Annotated in this window: 23 protein-coding genes; 16 read left to right on the top strand and 7 right to left on the bottom strand. The window is 62.7% G+C overall.

Features of this window, described 5'->3' with window-relative positions; genetic code table 11:
• The first annotated feature begins 185 nt into the window (after window positions 1-185).
• From GGI60_RS10340 to GGI60_RS10300, 9 genes are all read left to right on the top strand, one after another.
• On the top strand, window positions 186-401 hold the full coding sequence (locus GGI60_RS10340; protein WP_183915364.1) for a hypothetical protein: 216 nt from the start codon (window positions 186-188) through the stop codon (window positions 399-401).
• 127 nt (window positions 402-528) lie between these two features.
• Window positions 529-2,895, top strand: coding sequence for a putative monovalent cation/H+ antiporter subunit A (locus GGI60_RS10335; protein ID WP_183915362.1), 2,367 nt, complete (start codon window positions 529-531; stop codon window positions 2,893-2,895).
• Window positions 2,896-2,899: 4 nt separating this feature from the next.
• The gene (locus tag GGI60_RS10330; protein WP_183915360.1) at window positions 2,900-3,340 is read left to right on the top strand and encodes a Na+/H+ antiporter subunit B; all 441 of its coding nucleotides are present in this window, start codon (window positions 2,900-2,902) and stop codon (window positions 3,338-3,340) included.
• The gene (locus tag GGI60_RS10325; RefSeq protein ID WP_183915358.1) at window positions 3,340-3,717 is read left to right on the top strand and encodes a Na+/H+ antiporter subunit C; all 378 of its coding nucleotides are present in this window, start codon (window positions 3,340-3,342) and stop codon (window positions 3,715-3,717) included. The genes GGI60_RS10330 and GGI60_RS10325 overlap by 1 nt, the downstream gene beginning before the upstream one ends.
• A 264-nt stretch (window positions 3,718-3,981) precedes the next feature.
• On the top strand, window positions 3,982-5,532 hold the full coding sequence (locus GGI60_RS10320) for a Na+/H+ antiporter subunit D (protein ID WP_183915356.1): 1,551 nt from the start codon (window positions 3,982-3,984) through the stop codon (window positions 5,530-5,532).
• Complete coding sequence (locus GGI60_RS10315) at window positions 5,529-6,002, top strand: Na+/H+ antiporter subunit E (RefSeq protein ID WP_183915355.1); 474 nt, start codon at window positions 5,529-5,531, stop codon at window positions 6,000-6,002. The genes GGI60_RS10320 and GGI60_RS10315 overlap by 4 nt, the downstream gene beginning before the upstream one ends.
• Window positions 5,999-6,352, top strand: a complete 354-nt coding sequence (locus tag GGI60_RS10310) for a cation:proton antiporter (RefSeq protein ID WP_183915353.1) — start codon at window positions 5,999-6,001, stop codon at window positions 6,350-6,352. Before GGI60_RS10315 ends, GGI60_RS10310 begins: the two co-directional genes overlap by 4 nt.
• A complete protein-coding gene (gene mnhG, locus GGI60_RS10305) occupies window positions 6,349-6,681 on the top strand; it encodes a monovalent cation/H(+) antiporter subunit G (protein ID WP_183915351.1) in 333 nt (110 codons plus the stop codon). Before GGI60_RS10310 ends, mnhG begins: the two co-directional genes overlap by 4 nt.
• Window positions 6,682-7,121: 440 nt before the next feature.
• Window positions 7,122-7,553, top strand: a complete 432-nt coding sequence (locus GGI60_RS10300; RefSeq protein WP_010060045.1) for a MucR family transcriptional regulator — start codon at window positions 7,122-7,124, stop codon at window positions 7,551-7,553.
• 366 nt (window positions 7,554-7,919) lie between these two features.
• Here GGI60_RS10300 and GGI60_RS10295 read toward each other — a convergent pair whose 3' ends face one another.
• Window positions 7,920-8,342, bottom strand: a complete 423-nt coding sequence (locus GGI60_RS10295; RefSeq protein ID WP_064682317.1) for a SufE family protein — start codon at window positions 8,340-8,342, stop codon at window positions 7,920-7,922.
• A 419-nt stretch (window positions 8,343-8,761) separates the two neighbouring features.
• The gene (locus tag GGI60_RS10290) at window positions 8,762-9,256 is read right to left on the bottom strand and encodes a DUF5330 domain-containing protein (protein ID WP_183915349.1); all 495 of its coding nucleotides are present in this window, start codon (window positions 9,254-9,256) and stop codon (window positions 8,762-8,764) included.
• A 452-nt stretch (window positions 9,257-9,708) separates the two neighbouring features.
• Here GGI60_RS10290 and GGI60_RS10285 point away from each other — a divergent pair, with 452 nt between their 5' ends.
• The 4 genes from GGI60_RS10285 to GGI60_RS10270 all read left to right on the top strand — a co-directional run bounded on the left by GGI60_RS10285 (window position 9,709) and on the right by GGI60_RS10270 (window position 14,167).
• Window positions 9,709-11,250 carry a sensor histidine kinase gene (locus GGI60_RS10285; RefSeq protein WP_183915347.1) on the top strand — a complete coding sequence of 514 codons (1,542 nt, stop codon included), beginning with the start codon at window positions 9,709-9,711 and terminating at the stop codon, window positions 11,248-11,250.
• Entirely contained in the window at window positions 11,222-12,175 is a 954-nt protein-coding gene (locus GGI60_RS10280; RefSeq protein WP_183915345.1) for a peptidoglycan-binding protein, read from the top strand. Before GGI60_RS10285 ends, GGI60_RS10280 begins: the two co-directional genes overlap by 29 nt.
• Window positions 12,176-12,307: 132 nt before the next feature.
• Window positions 12,308-13,756 carry a methyl-accepting chemotaxis protein gene (locus tag GGI60_RS10275; RefSeq protein ID WP_183915343.1) on the top strand — a complete coding sequence of 483 codons (1,449 nt, stop codon included), beginning with the start codon at window positions 12,308-12,310 and terminating at the stop codon, window positions 13,754-13,756.
• A 60-nt stretch (window positions 13,757-13,816) separates the two neighbouring features.
• Window positions 13,817-14,167 carry a DUF1491 family protein gene (locus tag GGI60_RS10270; RefSeq protein WP_010033104.1) on the top strand — a complete coding sequence of 117 codons (351 nt, stop codon included), beginning with the start codon at window positions 13,817-13,819 and terminating at the stop codon, window positions 14,165-14,167.
• On the opposite strand, the gene GGI60_RS10265 is transcribed toward GGI60_RS10270, so the two are convergent.
• Window positions 14,159-15,205 (bottom strand): DUF2336 domain-containing protein, encoded by a 1,047-nt coding sequence (locus tag GGI60_RS10265; RefSeq protein ID WP_183915341.1) that lies wholly within the window; start codon window positions 15,203-15,205, stop codon window positions 14,159-14,161. The two genes, GGI60_RS10270 and GGI60_RS10265, sit on opposite strands and share 9 nt — an antisense overlap.
• Before the next feature lie 982 nt (window positions 15,206-16,187).
• On the opposite strand from GGI60_RS10265, the gene GGI60_RS10260 reads away from it, so the two are divergent.
• Window positions 16,188-16,355 (top strand): hypothetical protein, encoded by a 168-nt coding sequence (locus GGI60_RS10260; protein ID WP_170964763.1) that lies wholly within the window; start codon window positions 16,188-16,190, stop codon window positions 16,353-16,355.
• 13 nt (window positions 16,356-16,368) lie between these two features.
• Here GGI60_RS10260 and GGI60_RS10255 read toward each other — a convergent pair whose 3' ends face one another.
• From GGI60_RS10255 to GGI60_RS10245, 3 genes are all read right to left on the bottom strand, one after another.
• On the bottom strand, window positions 16,369-16,917 hold the full coding sequence (locus tag GGI60_RS10255; RefSeq protein WP_183915339.1) for a DUF1254 domain-containing protein: 549 nt from the start codon (window positions 16,915-16,917) through the stop codon (window positions 16,369-16,371).
• A complete protein-coding gene (locus tag GGI60_RS10250) occupies window positions 16,910-17,497 on the bottom strand; it encodes a DUF1214 domain-containing protein (protein WP_183915337.1) in 588 nt (195 codons plus the stop codon). The genes GGI60_RS10255 and GGI60_RS10250 overlap by 8 nt, the downstream gene beginning before the upstream one ends.
• Window positions 17,498-17,656: 159 nt before the next feature.
• The gene (locus GGI60_RS10245) at window positions 17,657-19,840 is read right to left on the bottom strand and encodes a transglycosylase domain-containing protein (RefSeq protein ID WP_183915335.1); all 2,184 of its coding nucleotides are present in this window, start codon (window positions 19,838-19,840) and stop codon (window positions 17,657-17,659) included.
• A 215-nt stretch (window positions 19,841-20,055) separates the two neighbouring features.
• Between GGI60_RS10245 and GGI60_RS10240 the strand changes: the two genes are divergently transcribed.
• Entirely contained in the window at window positions 20,056-20,532 is a 477-nt protein-coding gene (locus tag GGI60_RS10240) for a YcgN family cysteine cluster protein (RefSeq protein WP_183915333.1), read from the top strand.
• Window positions 20,533-20,538: 6 nt separating this feature from the next.
• Here the strand turns inward: GGI60_RS10240 and GGI60_RS10235 are convergent, their stop codons facing one another.
• Window positions 20,539-21,099, bottom strand: a complete 561-nt coding sequence (locus GGI60_RS10235; RefSeq protein WP_183915331.1) for a TetR family transcriptional regulator — start codon at window positions 21,097-21,099, stop codon at window positions 20,539-20,541.
• A 90-nt stretch (window positions 21,100-21,189) separates the two neighbouring features.
• Between GGI60_RS10235 and GGI60_RS10230 the strand changes: the two genes are divergently transcribed.
• Window positions 21,190-22,104: an SDR family oxidoreductase gene (locus GGI60_RS10230; protein WP_183915329.1), complete on the top strand. Its 915-nt coding sequence runs from the start codon at window positions 21,190-21,192 to the stop codon at window positions 22,102-22,104.
• Window positions 22,105-22,166 lie beyond the last annotated feature (62 nt).

The following is a 22,166-nucleotide window of genomic DNA, read 5'->3' as shown; positions in this document are numbered from 1 at the left end:
ACGTGCTCCTTTCGGCGAGGGGCGTTCCGTTTGTGAGAAAATGTGGGGCGCCGGCCTTGCTTCATCAAGCCTCCGGCGCCGCGCCACTAGAATCGCGACATGCAGCAATTCAGGGAAGACGTTTCTTTTATATCTATTAAGGGTTTTCTGTTAGGGTTAATGTTACGTGCATTGAGGAAACATTCGTGTTTGAAGCGGCAATCGTCCTGCTCTACGGTCTCGTGGCCGCGGTCGCCATCGCGATCACGATGCTGGAAGGCTGGGCCAATCATGACGGCCTGACGTTCCATCGTCTCGCCGGGCTGATCGCTTGCCTGCTGTGGCCGCTGACGCTTCTGGCCTTCGTCCTGCACGGCTGCGCCGTCCGGCTGCTGACGCGTCTTTCCCGATCGATGGCCTGAGGGCTTGGAAAATTACAGCGCGCCTTTGCTGCGACCGAAATCGCTTGAGACGCCCTGCCGTTTCGCCTAAGTCAGAAGACGAGCCGATTTGAGATCGGCTTTCCGTCTGGCTGGTAGAGGAGGAGACATGGCCGATGTCACGGCTCTGACATTTCTGGCCCTGTGTCTGCCGCTCGCCGGCGCTCTTGCCGCTCCCTTCGTCATCCGCATCCTCGGCGCAAATGGCGCCTGGCTGCTGGCGGCTGCTCCGCTGTTTGCCTTCCTGCATTTTCTGCGCCTGCTTCCGCAGATCGCGCGCGGTCAGATCGTAACCGGCGGTTATGCCTGGGTGCCGAGCTACCAGCTCTCCTTTTCCTGGTTCCTCGACGGGCTGTCGCTGGCTTTCGCGCTGCTGATCACCGGAATCGGCACGCTGATCGTGCTCTATGCCGGCGCCTATCTCCGGGGACATAAGGATCAGGGCCGCTTCTTCTCTTTCATCTTTCTGTTCATGGGCGCGATGCTCGGCATCGTGGTGGCCGACAGCTTCCTGATGTTCTTCATCTTCTGGGAGCTGACGTCGATTACCTCCTTCCTGCTGATCGGCTTCGATCACGAGCGCGAGGCGGCCCGTCGCGCTGCCTTGCAGGCGCTTGTCGTCACCGGCGGAGGAGGGCTCTGCCTGCTTGCCGGCCTGCTCATACTCTGGAACATGTCGGGCGTCACGCAGATGTCGCAGCTGATCGGATTGGGCGATATGCTGCGCGAAAGCCCGTTCTATCTCGCGGCCCTCATTCTGGTGCTCGGCGGCGCCTTCACCAAGTCGGCGCAGTTTCCCTTTCATTTCTGGCTGCCAAACGCCATGGAGGCGCCGACGCCGGTTTCGGCCTACCTGCACTCGGCCACCATGGTGAAAGCCGGCGTCTATCTGCTGATGCGGCTCAATCCGGTCATGGGCGCAACGTCCGCTTGGGAAATCCTTCTGCCTTTCTTCGGCGGGCTGACGCTGGTGGTCGGCACCGCGCTCGCTATCCGCCAGACCGACCTGAAGCTCAAGCTCGCCTATACCACCGTCTCCTCGCTCGGCCTGCTCGTCATGCTGATCGGCTTCGGTTCCGACCATGCGGTGGAGGCGGCGACGCTCTATCTGGTAGCGCATTCCCTGTTCAAGGGGGCGCTCTTCATGGTCGCCGGCATCATCGATCACGAAACCGGCACGCGTGACATCACCCGGCTCGGCGGCCTCAGGCGGGCGATGCCGCTGACATGGATCATCGCCCTTGCCGCGGCCTTTTCCATGGCCGGCCTGCCGCCCTTCTTTGGCTTTCTTGCCAAGGAGGAGATCTATACGGCGCTCGCCGGCGGCGACATCCGCGCCATCACCTTCACGGCGATCGCCGTCTTCGGCAACGCGCTGATGCTCGCCGTCGCCTTTGCCGTGGCGCTGAAACCCTTCCTCGGCCGTCCGGAGCAGATGCCGAAAGCCGTGCACGAGGCGCCCGTCCTGCTCTGGCTCGGCCCAGCCGTTCTCGCCATCCTCGGCCTGCTGTCGGCGATTTTCGCGAGCTTCACCCATGCCGCTCTGTCCTCGCCGATCGCAGCCGCGATCCGCGGGACCCCGGTTGAGATTTCCATTTCGTTGGCGCCGCATATCGGCCTGCCCTTGGCCCTTTCGCTGCTGACCGTGCTGCTCGGCATCGGCGTCTACTGGCAGCTCGATCGGGCACGTTTCTGGATAGCGGTTTTTCTGCGCGCGGCCGGGGGCGGGCCGGACCATGGTTTCGACCTCGCCATGGTGGGCCTTGTCCGTTTCGCCGGCCGCCTCATCCGCTTTGTCCAGCCGGGGCGACTGGAGATCTATGTCGCCTGCACCTTCCTCTGCCTCGCCGCCATCCTCATCATTCCCCCGATCCTCTATGGCGAACTGCCGCACCTTCCCGCCTGGCCGACAGATGTCAGGCTGTATGAATGGGCGGTGTTTCTGATCGCCGCGTTCGGCCTTGCCGCCGTGCTCGTCGCCCGCGACCGGCTGACGGCGATCGTCTCGCTCGGCATCCAGGGCTTTGCCGTCGCCGTCATCTTTCTGCTGTTCGGTGCGCCGGACCTGTCCTTCACTCAGTTCATGGTCGAAACGCTTTCGGTGGTCATCCTCGCCCTCGTCATGACCAGGCTTCGGCTCTCTCCCGACGATCGGCGCTCGCCCGGCCGCAGGCTCCTGCACGGTGCGCTGGCGCTTGCCTGCGGTCTCGGTTTTTCGCTTTTGCTGCTGCGGGCAACACAGGGACCGTTCAACGACGCGCTGACACAATTCTTCAACGCCTATTCCAAATCGATCGCCCACGGCGCCAATGTCGTCAACGTCATCATCGTCGATTTCCGCGGCACCGACACGCTCGGCGAAATCGCCGTCGTCGCTGTGACCGGCCTTGCCATCCTGGCGCTGATCCGCATCCGCGCCGGCAGCGAGCGCAAGCTTGCCGCCAATGATCCGGATGCGGTCGGAGCAGGGGAGTGATCGCGTGAACACCCTGATCTTCCGCACCGTCGCCCCGTTCCTCACCGCGCTGATGCTGCTTTTTTCCGTCTTCGTGCTGCTGCGCGGCCATAACGAGCCGGGCGGCGGCTTCATCGGCGGGTTGATCGCCGCCTCGGGGCTGGCGATCTACGGCATTGCCCGCGGCGTCGCCGCCGTTCGCCGCGCCCTGTTCTTCCATCCGCTGTCGGTTGCCGGCTGCGGCCTCTTACTGTCGACCGCGGCCGGTCTTCTCTCCATCCTCTTCGGCGTTCCCTTCATGACCGGCCTTTGGATCTATCCGAACCTTCTCGGCCTCGAGGTGCCGCTGTCGAGCGTCATGCTCTTCGATGTCGGCGTCTATCTCGTCGTGCTCGGCGCCATCACCTCGATCGCCGTAACGTTGGAAGAAAAGGAAGTGGCATTGGAAGAAAAGGAGATGGAGTGATGGAGCCGCTTCTTGCGATCCTCGTCGGCCTGTTCTTTGCCGCTGCCATCTATCTGATGCTGTCGAGATTCTCGATCAGCATCATGCTCGGCATCGCCATCCTCGGCAATGCGGTCAACCTGCTGCTCTTTACATCAGGCCGGCTGACACGTGAGGTGCCGCCGATCATCCCGGCGGGTCTCGACGCCTTGCCCGCCGGCACCGCCAACCCGCTGCCGCAGGCGCTCATCCTGACGGCGATCGTCATTTCTTTCTCTTTTCTCGCCTTCCTGCTGGTGCTGACCTACCGCGCCTATCAGGATCTCGGCACCGACGACACCAGCGAGATGCGCGCCGCCGAGCCCGACGACCGGCCGCTGCCGCCATTGGGGTATTGAGGATGGAGGTGCGGAGCTTGGTCGAAGCGCTGTCGGCTGCTTCCCTCTTCTCCCCAGCGGGGAGAGGGTGCCCGTCAGGGCGGATGAGGGGGGTGAGGAGCAATAGTGACGAGCGTCCGAACCGCAAGCGAAGGGCAGTATTTTCGGCACAACGAAGGATAGCCTATACCGTGCGGCCCCCCTCATCCGACCCTTCGGGCCACCTTCTCCCCGCTGGGGAGAAGAGGGAGCAAGCCTCGCCGACCGGAAAGGAAAACTGATCGCATGGCCGCCCCAACCACCATCGATCTCGCCGCCGCCCTGGTCACCGCCCCGGTACCCATCGGTCATTGGCTCGCCATCCTGCCGGTCGCCCATTGCATCACGCTCGGTGCTGTGCTGCTGATGGTGCGCGCCTATCCCCGGCTGCAGGCCTGCCTGGCCATCTCGGGCCTTGCGGGCCTGGCGCTGATGGATGCGGCGCTGCTTGCCAAGGTTACGGCTGGAGGGCCGCTGACCATGGTCATGGGGCGCTGGCTGCCGCCCTTCGGCATCGCTTTCACCGTCGATCTCTTCGGTGCGTTGATGGCCTTCGCCGCAGCCCTTGCGGGGCTCGCCGGCGGGATCTTTGCGCTGGCCGACATCGGCGAGAGCGGCCGCCGATACGGTTTCTTTCCGCTCCTCATGCTGCTGATGGCCGGTGTCACCGGCGCCTTTCTCACCGGCGACGTCTTCAATCTCTATGTGTGGTTCGAGGTGCTGCTGATCTCGTCCTTCGGGCTGATTATCCTCGGCTCGGAACGGCAGCAGATCGATGGCGCACTGAAATATGCGGTGCTCAATCTGATCGCCACGACCCTTTTCCTGGCCGGCGTCGGCATTCTCTATGCCGTCTTCGGCACGCTCAATATGGCCGATATCGCCGGGAAGGCGAGGGACATCGGCGGCACGGCGCCGCTGATGTCGCTGGCTAGCCTCTTCCTGCTTGCTTTCGCGATGAAGGCGGCTGCCTTCCCGGTCAATTTCTGGCTGCCTGCCGCCTATCATACGCCGCGCATCACCGTCTCGGCGCTGTTTGCCGGCCTGCTGACCAAGGTCGGCATCTACGCGCTGGTCAGGGTGATGGTCATGCTGCTGCCGGCCGAACGCGCCGAACTCAGCCTTGTGATCGCGCTCGCGGCGGCCGCGACCATCCTCGTCGGCGCGCTCGGCGCTCTGGCCGAAAACGACATCCGCAGGCTGATCGGCCATGTCGTCATATCTGGCATCGGCAACATGCTTGCCGGCATCGCGCTCGGCAATCCCGGCGGCATCGGCGGCGCAATCTTTTACGCGCTCCATTCCATGGTGCTGATGACGGCGCTTTATCTTGCCGCCGGCGAGATCGGCCGGCGCGGCGGCGGCTTTTGCCTGTCGGATCTCGGCGGGCTCTACCGGCAAAGCGGCGGCTTCACCTGGCTGTCGCTCGTGCTCTTCCTTGCCGCCTGTGGCCTACCGCCCTTTTCCGGCTTCTGGCCGAAGGTTATGCTCGTCAAGGCCGCGCTCGATAGCGGTACCTGGTGGCTGGCGGCGGCAATCCTCGCCGGCGGCTTCCTGACGATGATCGCCTTCGGCCGCCTCTTCCTCCTTGCCTATTGGCGCCCTGCGCCGATGGTGCTCGCGCCGTCGAAACCCTCCTGGCGCACCGGCCTGCCGCTCGCCGCGCTAACGGCGCTCACCATCGGCTTCGGCATCCTGCCGGAACGGCTGCTGGCGCTGTCGCAAGCGGCCGCCGCCGGCCTTGCCGATCCCCAGGCCTATCTCCATTCGGTCTTTCCGCAAGGAGCTCAGCGGTGATCGCTTTCGTCTTCAACCTGCTGCTCGCCATCGCCTGGGTCACTGTCACCGGCAGCGCCTCGCTGCATAATTTCGTCTTCGGCTTCCTGCTTGCCGCCCTGGCGCTGGCCGTCATCCGCGAACCTTTCGGCGGCAGGGGGTATCTGCGTCGCACCCGCCTGGTGCTGTCGCTCATGGCCCTCTTCGTCAAGGAACTGTCGCTATCGGCCTGGAAGGTCACGCTCACCGTTCTCTCGCCGGATATGAAACTGAAGCCAGGTATCTTCGCCTTTCCTCTGACGGTGACGAGCGATTTCGAGATCACCCTGCTCGCAAATCTCATCACGCTGACACCGGGCACGCTTTCCGTCGATGTCTCGTCGGATCGCCGCACGCTCTATGTCCACGCGCTCGATTGCTCCGATCCGGAGGCGACAAAACGCGGCATTGCCACTGGTTTCGAACGCAAGATCATGGAGGCCTGCCGGTGATCACGCCTGCCGCCATCGTCGCCGTCGCATCCGCGGCTGCCCTCGTCATCCTCGGCCTGGCGCTGCTTTTGACCGTCTGGCGCGTCGTTGCCGGTCCGACATTGCCGGATCGCATCCTCGCCCTCGACATGCTGACCGGCATCGCCATCGGTTTCATCGCGGTGATCGCGGTCAAAACAGGGTTTTCCCTCTATATCGATATCGCCATCTCGCTCGGCCTCGTCGGCTTTTTGGCAACCGTTGCCTTCGCCCGGTTCGTGCTGTCGCGCGGCAACATCCAATCGCCGTCGCCGGCATCCGCAGCCAAGGGCGGCGCAAAGTCGCGCCGGGCAAGGAGGAAGGGACGATGATGGCTTATCTCGTCGCAGTCGTCACCGCGCTGCTGCTGATTGCCGGCGCGCTCTTTGCCCTTGCGGCGGCCATCGGCCTGGTCCGGCTGCCCGATCTCTACACGCGCATGCACTCGGCCTCGAAGGCCGGCACCGTCGGCTCCGGCCTGCTGCTCTTTGCCGCCGGCCTTTATTCGCAGGACCCGGCGGTTATCGCCCGCGCCCTTGCCGGTTTCGTCTTCTTCCTGCTGACGGCGCCGGTTTCCGCCCATCTGCTGGCCAGGGCGGCCCATCATTCGGGACACGATCTCGGCGCCATCTCGGTATGCGATGATATGCGTGAACGCTGAGGGGTTGCGATTGCCATCTTAACCTGTTTTATGTCTGACTTATGCACAGGAAGCTGTGAGTAAAGCTTGGCCTAAAGTCCTATAATTCTTCGTCGGCCATTTTTTCTCAAGAAAAACGACAAATAATAATTGGCCTTTCGGCCAAACGATGGTATTTGAAAATGTAAGTAGAATTCTGATTGTGAATTACAATCGTACTGCTTCCAAGTCCCTCAGTGTTGATTTTTCAATGTCTAAACTGAGGCCATCGCCTGGGGCCGGACGTAGTGGTTTTCAATCAGGCAGTATAAGAACAGGTCTCGAACTTCGGAATCTAGGGGTGGATTTCACGTTTTTCGAAACAGAAGATTGCTTCCTGTGCTTTTGCTGTTCGCTTCTACGAGGCGGGTCTTTGGCGTGACAGTCAAAGATCGTTTGAGCATGCTAACAGGAGAAGAAATATGACGGATATGGCGACCGGCAATGGGCCGGAGCTGCTTGTGGAGCTGACGGCCGACATCGTGGCGGCTTATGTCAGCAACCATGTTGTCCCGGTCAGCGACCTGGCGAATCTGATTTCCGACGTGCATTCGGCACTGAGCAACACGTCCGTACCGCAGCCCGCTGCGGCCGTCGTCGAAAAGCAGAAGCCTGCAGTCTCTGTCCGCAAGTCCGTACAGGACGAGCAGATTACGTGTTTGGAATGCGGCGGCAACTTCAAGTCCCTCAAGCGTCACCTGATGACGCATCACTCTCTCTCGCCGGAAGAATACCGCGAGAAGTGGGACCTGCCGACCGACTACCCGATGGTGGCGCCCGCCTATGCCGAAGCGCGTTCGCGCCTGGCAAAGGAAATGGGCCTGGGTCAGCGCCGCAAGCGCGGCCGCGGCTGAGCTTTCTCGAAAGCAATCAACGACAAAAGCCGGGTCTTGCGCCCGGCTTTTCTGTCTGTAACGCGACTGAGATTCCGAAAAACGCGAGCCGTTTTCGGGAGGCATTCTGTTCCGACTCATAATTGACAGCGGGAATCAGACTTTAGTCCGGGGAGGTCTGAAATCATCCTCCTCCAGGCGAGGAAAATGATCTTCCAGACTATTTCGCGCCGATCGGAAATGAAGCAGGTGAAGGCCGGATATAACGAGGAGCCGCATCTTATGCTTCGGGGTGAAGCATAGAATGTATTCCTATACTATAAGTAAGTGTTAATATACTAAATTACACGGCGCTGCCACGCCGCGTTGGGGCGAATCGAATCGCGTTCACGCCGCGGCGCGGACGTTCGCCTCTTCCCGGATTCTCCTCACCATCGAGCGCAGCCCGTTCGAGCGCTGCGACGACAGGTTCTCCACCAGTCCGATCTTCGAGAAGATTTCGAAGGCATCGAGCGCGGCGATCTCCGATGCCGGCTTGCCGGAATAGGTGGCAAGCACGATGGCGACGAGACCGCGCACGATATGGGCATCGGAATCGCCCTCGAAGCTCATGATCGGATTGTCCGGATCGCCCGACGTGTGCGTCACCAGCCACACCTGGCTGGCGCAGCCCATCACCTTGTTTTCGGAGGTGCGCTTTTCCTCGGCCAGCTCGGGCAACGCCTTGCCGAGTTCGATGACATAGCGGTAGCGGTCTTCCCAATCGTCCAGGAAGGCAAAGTCGTCGATGATCTGGTCGAGGGATGCCATGGAAAGCCTTTCACCATTGGCATGCCGGCAAAGCTGCACGGCAATTTTGCCTCCGGACATGCTCTAGTAATGCATATAGGTGAAAGACCGACAGATTTGAACCGTTAAAGCGCGTCGCGGCCTCTCGTATTTGCCCGTGCTTCTGTTTTTTTCTGTTTGCGCATGTCGCGCCGGACCCCGCTGCATTCTGTGCGTGATACGTTCTGAAAAGAAACGCCGTGAGGGATGGGCATCCTCACGGCGCAGCAAGATGCTGAATTAAACAGGGCAGGCACGTCAGGCATGGGCCATTTCCGCGTCATACGGACCACCGATGCAAGCTCAGGCAATTCCGGCGGCGAAGCTGTTTTCTGTCCGGAATTGCGTCAACAGAATGGAGAAGTCGGAATGCGCTGCGGGCGGGCGCCCGCGCACTGTCGTCAGCTCGCCGGTTTCGGCGTCGGCAGCGGGATCGCGCCGGTTACCACCGTCTCGGGTGCCGTTTCATCGTCGACCGGCGGACGGTAGGGCATCGGCTGGTTGAGTGCAGCCTTTGCCTCGCGCACCTTCTCCTGGACGGAAGGGGCGGCGAGGGAGGGCAGGGCGGGTGCTGGCCGCTTTGCCGTTTCGGCAAGCCTTGCGGTTGTTGCCGGCTCGTCGCTGAACTGGCTGTCGAGCAGTTCATAAGCGACGTGAGCGCCCTCGCGGGCCCGGTAGCCGAGCGCCGTCAGGGTCTCGGCGCCCTTGGCGCAGACCTCGGGCTTTTCCGAGCACATGCCGGTCAGATAGTCATAGGCGCCGCTCGCCGCCGCAAAGGCGTCGGAAAGCTGCAATTGCGGGGCGCTGGCGAGCTTGTCGGAACCCTCCGTGCTGAAGACGGAAAGAAGCACGAGCACAAGGCCAAACCAGAAGGATCCTTTGATCAGAAACCACATTGTCGTTGCCCATCCTGTTTCCCGTCCGGTTCTTTTCGCCGAATCAGGCCGGTTGTCCGGTGTGGCTTTCACCCTATCGATAAGTTGCGAATGCCGCTTTTCGAAACTCGCGCGCATTTGCGGCAAATTTAATTCAAATTTTAGCGAAGCGGATTTGAGCTGCATTTAAGTCGAATGCGAGCGATTACCGTTAAGTATCAGGGCAGCACCTGCTTGCAATTGCAGGGCTTTTGGCCGCTCGCCTTGCCACAGGAGTTAACGTTGAGCTGAAATATGAAGGAATTCCGTTGCTTACCGGCTATTAACCACAAAAAGCAAAGGGGCTCTCGGATGCTTCAAAACGGGATTTTCTGCGCTTTCTGGCTGTGAACAGCGCTTTTGCCTTATCCTTTCCTTAAGTCGCGGGGGCCTATTGTCCGCATCGACAGACAGCCTTTTCGGGCGGGTATTGCGTGCGAGTATTGAGTGACATTGGCGGCTGGGTGACGGCGCTCGTAGACCGGGCGGCGACAAGCTGGCTTTCCCGGACCGGCGGCGGCGAAGCCGTGCGCCAGCGCGAGCTTGCGATTCTGCGGCGCCTCGTGCTGCTCTCCTCGGCCGCTCTCGTTGCCGCGCCCATCGCTCTTTCGGCAGTCACCAGCCCCGCCGTCGCCTTGCCGGCCGGCGTCGCCATGGTCTGCGCCGCCTTCCTCTTTTCCGCCGTCGGCAGCATTGCGCTCGCCCGCCAGGGCTCATCCGCCGGCATCGCCACGCAGACGGCCGAGGATTTCTTCCTGACCGTCACGCCCGGCCTCGTCCTGTTCCTCGATCCGCACGGCAGCGTCGCCACCATCGGCGGCCGCGACCGGCGCGATTTCCTCGCCTGGATGCGCGATCCTAAGGGCAGGGGCTTTCTTGAGCAGGTGCATGTCTCCGATCGGATCCTGTTCCTGCAGGCGCTCGATGGCCTGCGCCGCGGCGAGGATGCCGCAAGCGTCGATCTGCGTCTCGACCGGCCGTCCGTTTCGCGCGATCAGCGCCAGTTCGCTCACCTCAGAATGGATATGACCGCCCGGCACGATGCCGATGGCGAGCTTGCCTCCGTCATCGCTCAGCTGCGCGATGTCTCGGTCGAGCAGCAGCTGCGGGCCGAGGCGCAGAGCCGCGCGGCCGACGCCGAATCGGCAAACGATGCCAAATCGCGGTTCCTCGCCGCCGTCAGCCATGAGTTGCGCACGCCGCTCAACGCCATTCTCGGTTTTTCCGACATTCTGATCGGCGAATATTTCGGCAAGTTCGAAAACGACCGCCAGCGGGAATATGTCGGCCTCGTCAGAGAATCCGGCGCGCATCTGCTTTCCGTCGTCAACACCATGCTCGACATGAGCAAGATCGAAGCCGGCCGCTACGAGCTGATCCTCGAAGCCTTCGATATATCGGCCTCCGTCAGATCCTGCGAATCGATGCTGGCCTTGCAGGCCAAGAGCAAGGGCGTCACCCTGACGAGCCGGATTCAGCGCGGCCTCGGCGAGATCGTCGCCGATCAGCGCGCCATCCAGCAGATTCTCATCAATCTCGTCGGCAATGCGGTAAAGTTCACCGAGGCCGGCGGCGTCGTCTCCGTCGACGCGGCGGCCCGCGACGGCATCCTGAAATTGACTGTCAGCGATACCGGCATCGGCATTGCGGCCGACAAGCTGGCAATGCTCGGCCAGCCCTTCGTCCAGATCCAGAACGATTACACTCGCCGCTTCGAAGGCACTGGCCTCGGCCTTTCGCTGGTCAAGGGGCTGGTGGCGCTGCATGGCGGAAATTTTGCTATCGCCAGCCAGCCGGGCGAGGGTACGATCATCACCATCGAGATCGCGGTGGACGGTTCGGGCGCCAGGCGGGCCGAAGATGCCGGCCATGGCGCGACCGTCGAGTTTCCGCCGCGGCTGAAGGACGCGGTCAAAACAGGGGTAGAATTGGAAGAGGGGCTTTTCGATGGCCGCGCGCAAGCGAAAATCGCCTAAGGGAAAAAACCGACGGCAGCAGCCGGGCCTTGTCGTGTCGGGTGCAGCCGCTCTCGGCAGCCTCGGCCTGCAGGGAGCATCTGCGCTGGGTGGTCTCGGCCTGCAGGGCGCATCGGTGCTCGGCGGCGTCATCGGCCGCAATCCGTCGGTTGCCGGCGGCACCATCGCCTTCTTCGTCATCTTCTCATTCGTCGCGGCCAATGCGCTCTGGTATCAGCCCGGCCTGCATCCGCATCCGATTTTCCGCACCCGCGATCCGCAGTCTCCAAGTGTGCTCGGCGCCCGTCGCCCTGCCGAAGAGCAGCAGGGCGACGTTACCACCTTCCGGATCGAACGGCCTGAGGATGCCGCCACCACCAGCGCGACGCCGGCGCCGGCCGCACCAACTCAGCAGCCGAGCGAACTGGTCATGGGTATCCAGCAGCAACTGGTGCGCCGCGGTCTCTATAACGGTGTCCCTGACGGCATCATCGGCCCCCGCACCAGCGCCGCCATCCTCTTCTTCCAGGAGACCGTCGGCATGGCGCAGACCGGGGAAGCGACACCGGAAGTGCTGGCGGCACTAAAAACCGACGCTGCCGGCCCTTCGACCGTGCCGGTGGAAAAACCGCGTGAGGACGTGAGCTCGAAGGCGGCGGCGGAAGACCCGGTGGCCGCCGCCATCCGCAGCGCCGAAAAGACGGTCAAGACGGCGCCACCAGCCGCAAAGCAGCTTCCTTCAAGCGAACTCACCGCTGTCGACCTGGTGCTGAAGATCCAGAAGGGTCTTTCCAACATGGCCTATGCCAATGTTGGCGTCGACGGTGTTGCCGGTGAGCAGACCCGCGCCGCCATCCGTCACTTCCAGAAGCACTACAACTTGCCTGAGAACGGCGAGCCGAACGAGGCGGTGCTGAAGAAACTCAAGGAAATCGGCGCGATCTGAAGCATGGCGCGCCGCCTGCGGCAGCAAGCTTTGCTCGAGACGGCTACAACCTAAGTCTAAGAGGTTGTTGCCGTTTGCAACTTATTAACCATGTTGATCGAAGCTTTGCCGATTGAGGGGGGAGCGTCGGTCATGCATGCACTGAAGGCAATAGACGATCTGGCCGCAGAACCGGTAGTCGAAGCGGAAGGCCCGGATCGCACGGCGTTGCACCACATCCTGCAGCGCCTTGCCGAGGAGGCCTCGACGCTCGGCATCGATCTCGTCGATATCGCCGGCGCCATTCAGGACATGGCGGCGATGTCGGCCCGCCATGCCTCCGCCTTCGATCATGTCACCAGCACCGCGCTTTCGATTGCCGAAACCAACCGTTCGGTCGCCTTGTCGCTGCGCGAGACCGACCGCACTGCGGCCGAAGCGCGCCAGATGCTGAAGGAATCGGCCGACCGCCTGTCCGGCTCCGTTGCCGAGATCGGCCACATGGTTCAGTCCTCCAACGTCATCGGTGCCGAAATCACCGGCTTTTCGAAGTCGCTGGCCGATGTCGACAAGATCGCCGACGAGATCAGCACCATTGCCCGCCAGACCAACCTCCTGGCGCTGAACGCCGCGATCGAGGCAGCGCGCGCCGGCGATGCGGGCAAGGGTTTTGCCGTCGTCGCCGCCGAGGTCCGGGCGCTTTCGCTGCAGACGTCGAAGGCGACCGGCTCGATCCAGGACACGCTGGACGAATTGCGGGTGAAGATCGACCGGCTGTCGGCGGTTGGCGGCGATGCGCGTGAGAGTGCCGCTGGTGTGCGCGACAAGTCGGAGGCGATGCGCGGCGCCTTCGAAAGCATGGAGCATGTCATCACCCGCATCCTCGACAGTTCGACCGTCATGGCCAACACGACTGAGGCCGTCGACCAGCAATGCGCCGCTTTCGTCGAGAAGCTCAGCGAGGTGTCGGGCGAGGTCGCCGGTTCGAATATCAGGCTGCAGCAGGCGGCAAAACGGGTCGACAGCGTCGTCGGTCTCTCCGAAATCCTGGTCCAGCTGACGGCGAGCGCCGGGGTGAAGACCGCTGACAGCCGCTGGATCGAGGAGGCGCAGTCGGTGGCAAGGCAGATATCAGGCGCATTCGAACGGGCCGTCGCCGAGGGGCAGATCGGTCTCGACGCGCTCTTCGACCGACGCTATCGGCCGATACCGGGCACCGATCCGGCGCAGATGATGGCCGCCTTCACCGAACTCACCGACCGCCTGCTGCCGCCGATTCAGGAGCCCGTCGTTGCCCTTGACGAGCGCGTCGCCTTCTGCGCCGCAGTTGACGAAAACGGCTACCTGCCGACCCATAACCGGAAATTCTCGCAGCCGCAGCGGCCGGGCGACGCCGTCTGGAACACCGCCAATTGCCGCAATCGCCGCATCTTCGCCGATCGTGTCGGCCTTGCCGCTGGTCGCAGCACCGCGCCTTTCCTTGTTCAGACCTATCGGCGCGACATGGGCGGCGGCAATTTCGCAATGATGAAGGATATTTCCGCGCCGATCACCGTGGGGGGCCGCCATTGGGGCGGATTGCGGCTGGCGGTCAAGGTCTGACGCATCGTCATCATTTGCCTGGGGATTGCCGATGCCGACGCGCCGGTCTATACCGCGCCGATGAGATTACGCGCCGACATCTTCGTTTCATCCCTGCTGCGCCGCGTCTTCGCCAGCGGCGATTTCGCCGCCGTCGAGAAGAAGGGGGCCGAGGAGGCCGGTGCGATCTTCATCCGCCAGCACTTCCGCGACGGCCTGGAAACACTCTATGCGCCGGCACCGCAGACCGCCTTCGGCGAAGACGAGATCCGCGATCGCCTGTTCGAAATCCGTCTTGCGCGTAGCGAGCCGGAAGCGGTGCGGGCAATGCTGGAGCGCGAACGCCGCTTCGACCCCGATCTCTGGATCGTCGAGCTGGAGGCGGAGGAACTGGGCGACATGATCCCCCTCGCGCGGGATGGCTCAGCGTGACCGTCGTCCGAGCACGCGCATGTCGCGCTGCACCGGCGCCTGGCGGACGAAGCGGTGGCTTTCCGTTTCCGCAAGCGCAGTCGTCACGGCCGCCTCCGGCTTGTAGGTGTAGCGGTCGGCGCGCCGCCAAGCCTCTACCCTTTCGTGGCATTCTTCCGGATCGAGCGCATCGAGCACCATCCAGGCGCGCGTGGCGTTGTGCTGCTGTTCGGCGAGGTGCGGATAGAACCGTTCCAGCACGAAGACGGCGTCGAGAAAACCCATACCGAGGCTCGTCAACGTCGTGGCGAGCTGCTGGCCCGATAGGTCGAGCATGATGCGTTCGGCAAGCCAGCGGCTGGCGGAAAGCGCGTCGGCGAGCGCGGTTGCGAAATGGTTTGCCTCGCGCGAGCGGGCAAAGCGCACCAGCAGCGCCTCCTGAATGTCGGTCAGCGTGCGCAGGCCGAGCCGGTCTTCGTCCTTGCGGCCGAGATGGCCGGCAAGGTCGAGAATGCGCTCGCGCAACGCCTCTTCATTGGCGATGCGCTGTTCCTCCAGCGCTTCGGCCTCGCTCTCCGCCGAGGCCGGCGACAGCGGCACGGCCTCCGATTCCGTGATCGGTACTGCGGGGACCGCGGGTCGAGGCTGGGTTTGGCGCAACGCCACCAGCGCGTCGATGACCTTCGGCGACAGTGAGTCGCGGCTGACGATCGCCTTGACATGGGCTGCGCCCTGCATGCGCGCAATGGTGATCAGCGTGTCGTCGGCAATGGCCTTGGAGGCGGCAAGAAAGGGTGCGGCGATCTCGATCGGCTGATTGCCGATAAACAGCGCCACGGCTGCCGGCATTGTCGGGCATTGGGAAAGGGCGGCGACCGCCTGGCGCTTGGCCTCGTCGGAGGAGGCCTGGAACAGCGGTGTGAAAAGCTCGGCGAATTGGCGCAGTTCGGATCGCGTCGGATGAGACAGGCTCTCGAAACTGCTGACAGTCGCCATTAACACCACGTCCTTTTTCCTGACGGCCAACGGGCCCTCGAGGTCTCGAAACCGGTCACGCACATGCACACCCTGAAAACGCAGAACCAAGGGAAACCGTGGGCCGATAGCGCTGGCGGGACGCCTGTCGGACCGCACGGATATGAACAAATCCTACACCGGTACGGTTAATGCATGCTGAAGATTTTATTAAAATGCAACAGAAATATACACGTTTAGCGTGTTGCCTGATCATTAGCCGGCACCAAGAATCCCCTCGCTCTTGAAAGGCTGATGCGGTGGTGTCCGATCGCTGTTTTGACCGCCGCGACAGTTAGCTTGCTGTCGTGGTGCGCGGCGTGAAGCAGCTTTTGCGCGGCCGTCTTCATCGGTCCGGTGCAGATCGTGCTGGGTGCCGCAGGCGGCGTCTTCAGGCCCTCGCTGCTGATATGCCGTCGAGCGCTGCAGCCATCTGGAACCCGTGATGTCGGGGTCGTCGGACAAGAAAGGGGAATCAACGTCGAGGCCTGCTGCCCTTCGCTACCAGTCGAGCCGGGAAGATTCGCGGTCGGCGATGACTGCAAACCGCGATCCGATTGAGGGTGGATTGAGGTCGATGCGGGCTGCGACGCAACGAATGTCGGCCTGCCGCATATTTGCAACACTTGTAATCCTGCCGGCCCCCGGGTCGCCGCAGCATTGTCAACTCTATGAATTATCTCTAATTTTATCCTTCGGCGGGTGTCCGGACCCGCGCGCAGTCGGGATGAAACCAAATTGGCGCTTCGCGCGTTGAAGGGAAGTCACGGGAACTGTGTTTGGCAACCGCCGAATATTAGTAAACTGTTAACTGTCATGTGTCTCAATTCGGACAGGAACGACGCGATTTGAGTGTTTGGATCGTTGAAACTCCGCATCACGGTATTTCAGTCAGGTGCCGCGGGAAAGGCGCGAATGCCCTCGGTTCGGTGATGCCGACACCGCAGGACGCGCCGGCCCGCAGATTGGCGGGCAGGGTGAAATCCATCGCAAGTTCATCCGTCTCGGGCAGTGCATGGAGACGAGAATGGCAATAGTAGTCGCATTGGCGGATCGGCGACCGCGGGCGCCGCGTCCTCAGGACAAGGAACCCCGCGAAGCCAAGATCCTCTGGTTCACCGGTGTCCGCTATGAGCGGCTGGCCGAGAGCCCCCGACATGGCCCGGCACCTGCGCCGCGCGCCAGCAAGAAGTAACGTCCGTTCAACCTCAGCGGGCGCTAAACTGCTCGCAGCCGGCTTCCGTCAGGAAGTTCCGCGCCGCCTCATCGAAGCTCGCCTGCGGCGCCAGCGTCCGCAGCACGGCGTAACCATCCGGCCGTGCCATTTCCACCAGGATCGCCTGTTCCAACTCCGGCGGCAGGTTCTTGCGCAGGTCCGTCAGCTGAATCGGACCGCCCGCCAGCACATCGAGCGCGCCGCCGACCGAAGTCCTGTCATTCATGCTGAACACCTCGTTGGAGGCGCTGTCGTAGATGGCGATCGACCAGAAGGGCACATTGCCCTTGGCGGTGAAATGCACCGGACCATCCTCGACATCGAAGGAGCAGACGGCGGTGCGCACGAAGGGATCGCCATTGGCAAGCCCCGCCTCGTCATACTGGTCGTTCAGCAAGTAGAAATTGTTGAGGTCACCTTCCGCCTCCACCCGGGTCGCCGCGTCCCTGCCGGTGAAATGCGGCAGCGAAAGGATAATGACCAGGTGCAGAAGCGCCGCGCCGAAAAGGCCGGTCAGGATGGCGAAAATGATCCTAAGCATTGCCGCATCCGGTCTTTGTGAGCTTGGGCATGGCGAGGTCGATCACGCCGGAACTGCCGGCCGTTGGCGTATCGAACAAGGTCAGCACCAGCCGGAAGGTGCCGGCCTGCGGCAGGGCCAGCCAATTACCCGGCTGGGCGACGGCGGAGATCTCGATCGAGAAGCTGCTGTCAGGCTGGCGCAGCACTGTCCAGGAGTTCAGCGCTGAGGGAAGTCCGGACTTCACCGCCGCCGGATTGCCGCCATTGTCGGCGGTAAAAAGCGTCCACAGCCGGGCGGGCGGGGTCTGCCCGCTGATGCGGTAGCGGCAACCGGCATTCAGCCGCGCGCCGTCGTCATCGACGCTCGCTGTGAAGGTCAGCCCCTCCGCACTGCCGTAAAGCAGCTTGCCGGCGCGAGCCCGGTGCGATTTGGCATAAGGATCGGCATCAACCGTCTGCAGCGCCGGAAAGGCCTCCCAGGCGCCGAGCTTGATTGCCCCGAAACCCTGCGTCGCATCCAGCGCATACAGCGAAATCATGATCCCGCCGCCAAAGGCGACGATGAGCGTGATCAGGATGAAAAGGGGGAATCGAAACACGTCATGACCTTGGAAACCATATCGGGTGAAAGGGTTACCACTGATTCTGGCAGGGTGGAAAGCCATGCGACGACATGGGCGCCGATCTGCCTGGGTCGCAGGACATGAGTGTCTGCGATTTTGGTGCAGACCCGAACAAAAGCGATATCCATGCAGGTTCTACTCCGCGCTCGCCACCTTCTGCGGGGTGAGCGGGGCGGCGTCCTTCAGCTTTTTGCCGAGGTCTTTCAGAATATTTGTCGATTGTACCGACAGCATGCGCGGCCGGATGAGCTGCGGCAATCCGTCCTGCGGCTTGGCGGCGGCGGTCTTGGCGACATCCTTTTCGGAGGGCAGGGGGTTTTCGACGCCGGGGATGGCGCGCAGCGTCACGCCCTGATGGGCATAGTCCATGGCCCGCTTGAAGGTCATCGCCGGCAGCGAGCCGCCGGTCATGTTGTTGGTCGAGGTGTAGTCGTCATTGCCGAACCAGACGGCGCAGGTGTAGTTGCCGGTGAAACCGACGAACCAGGCGTCGCGATAGGCCTGGGTCGTGCCGGTCTTGCCGGCGGTCAAAACGCCGTTGTCGAGAGCCGCCTTGCGCGCGGTGCCGACATAGGGAACGCGCGACAGCATCTGGTTCATATAGGCATCGGCCTGTTCCGACAGCACGCGTTTGGGCGCCGGCTCGTCGCGGTCGAAGTCGTAGAGCACATTGCCTTCGTAATCGAGGATCTGGCTGATGCCGTGGCGGCGCGACTGGTAGCCGCCGGCCGGGAAGGTGGCATAGGCTGTCGCCTGGTCGAGCACGGTCACCTCGGAGGTGCCAATCGGGATGGTGACATCGTCGCGGATCGGCGTTTCGACACCGAGGTTTTTCGCCATCGCCCGGATCGGCTGGATGCCGAGCTTCTCCTTGGCGAGCCGCACCGGCACAGTGTTGATCGACTGGGCGATCGCGGTCTCGAGCGTGATGCGGCCGACATAGCGGTTGGCGTAATTGTGGGGGCTCCAGTTGCCCCAGTAGATCGGCGCGTCGACGATCGTCGTCTGCGGCGTCATCCCGCTCTCCATCGCCAAGGCATAGGTATAGACCTTGAAGGAGGAGCCCGGCTGGCGCAGCGCCTTGGTGGCGCGGTTGAACTGACTTTCCCCGTAATCACGGCCGCCGACCATGGCGCGCACGGCGCCGCCATTCTCGATCATTACCATGGCGCCCTGCTTGGCGTGGTAGGCCTCGCCATATTCGCGCAGTGACGTCTCGACCGAATCTTCGGCCGCCTTCTGGATGCCCATGTCGATCGTCGTGCGCACGATCAGCGAGTGCTGGTGGAAGCGCGGCGAAAGCCGCTGCACTTCGTCGAAAGCCCAGTCGAGGAAGAAATCCGGCGATTCCACCTCGTTGCGGTCGACGACGGTGGCCGGATTGCGCCGGGCGGCGATCACCTGGCCCTCGGTCATCAGCCCGCTCTGCACGAGATTGGTCAGCACCTCGTTGGCGCGAGCGCGTGCTGCCGGCAGGTTGACATGCGGCGCATATTTGGCCGGCGCCTTGAACAGGCCGGCCAGCATGGCGGATTCGGCGAGGTTCACGTCGGTGATGTTCTTCCCGAAATAGAATTGCGCCGCTGCCGCCGCGCCGAAGGTGCCGCCGCCCATATAGGCGCGGTCGAGATAGGTGGAGAGGATTTCCTTCTTGGAAAGGTTGGCCTCGAGCCAGAGCGCCAGGAAGGCTTCGGTGACCTTGCGGTCGATCGAGCGCTCGTTGGAGAGGAAGAGGTTCTTGGCGAGCTGCTGGGTCAGCGTCGAGCCACCCTGCACGACTTCACCGGCCTGAGCGTTGGTGACCATGGCGCGGAAGAGACCGATGGCGTCGATGCCGAAATGGTCGAAGAAGCGCCGGTCTTCGGTGGCGAGCACCGATTTGATCAGCGAATCCGGTAGTTCGTCGATCGGCACGGAATTCTGATGGATGACGCCGCGATGGCCGATGACGTTGCCGTAGCGGTCGGTGAAGGTGACGGCGAAATCGCCTCGGTTGCGCCAGTCCTCCTTGGTCGCTTCGAAGGCCGGCTGGGCAAGCACCAGCATCAGCACCGCGCCGACGGTGCCGAGGGTCAGCCCTTCGCCAGCCAGTTCGAAGACCACGCGCTTCCAGCCGCGCACGCGGAAACGGCGAAAGAAGATAGTGGTATCTTCCCAGATCTCGGCGGCGCGGAAGCCGGCGTTCCAGACGGTCGAATCGATCCATGAATCGATGCGCAGCAGAATGTGACGGCTCTTCGCCGGCGGCCTGCCGGGGTCAGCGGCCTGCTTTTCTGTCTCTTTTTCAGGCCCTTTTTCAGGGTTGTCCGGATCCTGCACGTCCTGTATTCCCGTCTGATCGCGCCTGCCTCATGTCCGGCAGCCGGAAAGCGGCGAAAGCGCGAGGCCCGATGGGCTCGAAAAGCTCTCCGATACCAGGAGAAAGTTCTCTGGTACCAGGAGCATGCTGAAGAATTGATTGATTTTGTGGCGGATAACAAGAGAGTAGAGCGGCGGTCACGCGAATTTGCGGCCGCCGTTGCAAGAAACGAACGATGAACGATCTGCCCTTCTGGAAGACCAAGACGCTGGCCGAAATGACCGCCGCCGAATGGGAAAGCCTTTGCGACGGCTGCGGCCTCTGTTGTCTCAACAAGATCGAGGAATGGGACAGCGGCGATATCTATTTCACCTCGGTCAGCTGCAAGCTGCTCGACAGGCAGAGCTGTCGCTGCTCGAGCTATGAGAACCGCTGGGATTTCGTGCCGGACTGCGTGCAGCTGACCAAGGAGAACGTGCCCGAAATCGCCTGGCTGCCGCCGACCTGCGGCTACCGGCTGATCAACGAGGGCCGCGATCTCTACTGGTGGCATCCGCTCGTCTCCGGTGACCCCGAAACGGTACATGCCGCCGGCATTTCCGCCCGCGGCCGCACGATCAGCGAAACTGAGATCGATATCGAGGATCTCGAGGATTACGTCGTCGACTGGCCGCTGACCGTCGGCGAGGCGGAGGACGAGAAAGAGGCGTAAGCGGGTTCAGGCTTTCACTGCGGCGAGAAAACGCCGCAGTTCCGTCTCCACATAGGCGGCCACCGGCCCGCCTGCGCTGAAGCCCCACCAGGTCAGCGAGCCCTGCCATTGCGCCAGCATCAGCCGGGCGATCGTCTCCGGCGCTTGCGCCGATGCAAAACAGCCTGCGATCGCCGCCGTCAGTGCCTTTCCCCAGGCCGCGCCCCGGGCGCGTAGCACCGGATCGCGGAAGTCTTCGCGCAGCAGCAGCAGTCCCTCGCCATAGGCGGCGGCATTGTCGCCGTAATCCTTCGACAGGCCGACGAGGAGGGCGACGGCGCCTTCAGAAGTTTTCGGTACGCTTTCGGCAAGCCTTGCCGTCTCCGCATCCAGCCGATCCCAGGCATATAGCAGCGCAGAACGCAGCATCGCGGCCTTCGTCGCAAAACGCTGCACCAGCGTCGAGCCGGACAGGCCGCTCGCCTTCGCCACTGCTGCAAAAGTCGCGGCATCCGGCCCTTCAGCTTGGATCAGCGCCAGCACCATGGCGAGAAGCTGCTCATCGGACAGCGTGCGGCGACGCGGCATGAAATTCCCCTTGCATTCAGTCTGTTTATGAACGAGCATTCGTTTATATACAATAGGCGATTTTTGGGTTCTAACGCGGAGGAAAGCGAAATGACAGCGGACTTGCGGGAGAAAGTGGCGTTGGTGGCGGGTGCGACGCGCGGCGCGGGCCGCGGTATTGCGGTGGAACTCGGCGCCGCCGGCGCAACGGTTTATGTGACTGGGCGCACGACACGCGCCCGTCAATCCGAATATGCCAGGCCGGAAACGATCGAGGAGGCGGCCGAGCTGGTGACGGCGGCGGGCGGCAGGGGCATTGCCGTGCAGGTCGATCATCTGGTCGCCCATGAAGTCGAGGCGCTGGTCGCGCGCATCCGGGGGGAAACCGGAAGGCTCGATATTCTCGTCAACGACATCTGGGGCTGCGAGAAGCTGTTCGAATGGGACAAACCCGTCTGGGAGCATTCGCTGGACAAGGGGTTGCGCATGCTGCAACTCGGCATCGAGACTCATCTGATCACCGCCCACTACGCGCTGGCGCTAATGATCGAACGGCCGGGCGGGCTCTTGGTCGAGGTGACCGACGGCACGGCAGAATACAACGCCGCGCATTACCGACTGTCGCCCTTTTACGACCTGGTCAAAACAAGCGTTATTCGCATGGCCTGGGCGCATGCCCAAGACCTGGCGAAACACGGCGCCACCGCCGTCTCGATCACCCCCGGCTGGCTGCGCTCCGAAATGATGCTGGATGCCTATGGCGTCAGCGAGGCGAACTGGCGCGACGCGACCAAGGTCCAGCCGCATTTCGCCATTTCCGAAACGCCGCGCTTCGTCGGCCGCGCGGTGGCGGCCATCGCCGCCGATCCCGATCGCGCCCGCTGGAACGGTCAGTCGCTGTCGAGCGGCGGGCTGGCCAAGATCTACGACTTCGACGACATCGACGGTTCCCGGCCGGATTGCTGGCGCTACCTGGTGGAAGTGCAGGAACCGGGCAAGCCGGCGGATGTGACCGGCTATCGATGAGCGCCTTCAGAACAGGGTGACTTAGGCCCGGACGGCCTGATGCAGGTCGCCCGGCAGTGCGC

It is taken from the genome of Rhizobium lentis (assembly GCF_014200175.1).
Lineage (GTDB): Bacteria > Pseudomonadota > Alphaproteobacteria > Rhizobiales > Rhizobiaceae > Rhizobium > Rhizobium mulingense.
Note: the sequence above shows the minus strand (reverse complement) of the source record. Positions and strands in the feature narration are given on the sequence as shown.

Bases quoted from the DNA above. Each gene is read 5' to 3' on its own strand.
- GGI60_RS10335 (WP_183915362.1), top strand. From the start codon at position 529: ATGGCCGATGTCACGGCTCTGACATTTCTGGCCCTGTGTCTGCCGCTC.
- GGI60_RS10325 (WP_183915358.1), top strand. From the start codon at position 3,340: ATGGAGCCGCTTCTTGCGATCCTCGTCGGCCTGTTCTTTGCCGCTGCC.
- GGI60_RS10320 (WP_183915356.1), top strand. From the start codon at position 3,982: ATGGCCGCCCCAACCACCATCGATCTCGCCGCCGCCCTGGTCACCGCC.
- mnhG (WP_183915351.1), top strand. From the start codon at position 6,349: ATGATGGCTTATCTCGTCGCAGTCGTCACCGCGCTGCTGCTGATTGCC.
- GGI60_RS10300 (WP_010060045.1), top strand. From the start codon at position 7,122: ATGACGGATATGGCGACCGGCAATGGGCCGGAGCTGCTTGTGGAGCTG.
- GGI60_RS10295 (WP_064682317.1), bottom strand. From the start codon at position 8,342: ATGGCATCCCTCGACCAGATCATCGACGACTTTGCCTTCCTGGACGAT.
- GGI60_RS10290 (WP_183915349.1), bottom strand. From the start codon at position 9,256: ATGTGGTTTCTGATCAAAGGATCCTTCTGGTTTGGCCTTGTGCTCGTG.
- GGI60_RS10280 (WP_183915345.1), top strand. From the start codon at position 11,222: ATGGCCGCGCGCAAGCGAAAATCGCCTAAGGGAAAAAACCGACGGCAG.
- GGI60_RS10275 (WP_183915343.1), top strand. From the start codon at position 12,308: ATGCATGCACTGAAGGCAATAGACGATCTGGCCGCAGAACCGGTAGTC.
- GGI60_RS10270 (WP_010033104.1), top strand. From the start codon at position 13,817: ATGAGATTACGCGCCGACATCTTCGTTTCATCCCTGCTGCGCCGCGTC.
- GGI60_RS10260 (WP_170964763.1), top strand. From the start codon at position 16,188: ATGGCAATAGTAGTCGCATTGGCGGATCGGCGACCGCGGGCGCCGCGT.
- GGI60_RS10255 (WP_183915339.1), bottom strand. From the start codon at position 16,917: ATGCTTAGGATCATTTTCGCCATCCTGACCGGCCTTTTCGGCGCGGCG.
- GGI60_RS10240 (WP_183915333.1), top strand. From the start codon at position 20,056: ATGAACGATCTGCCCTTCTGGAAGACCAAGACGCTGGCCGAAATGACC.
- GGI60_RS10235 (WP_183915331.1), bottom strand. From the start codon at position 21,099: ATGCCGCGTCGCCGCACGCTGTCCGATGAGCAGCTTCTCGCCATGGTG.
- GGI60_RS10230 (WP_183915329.1), top strand. From the start codon at position 21,190: ATGACAGCGGACTTGCGGGAGAAAGTGGCGTTGGTGGCGGGTGCGACG.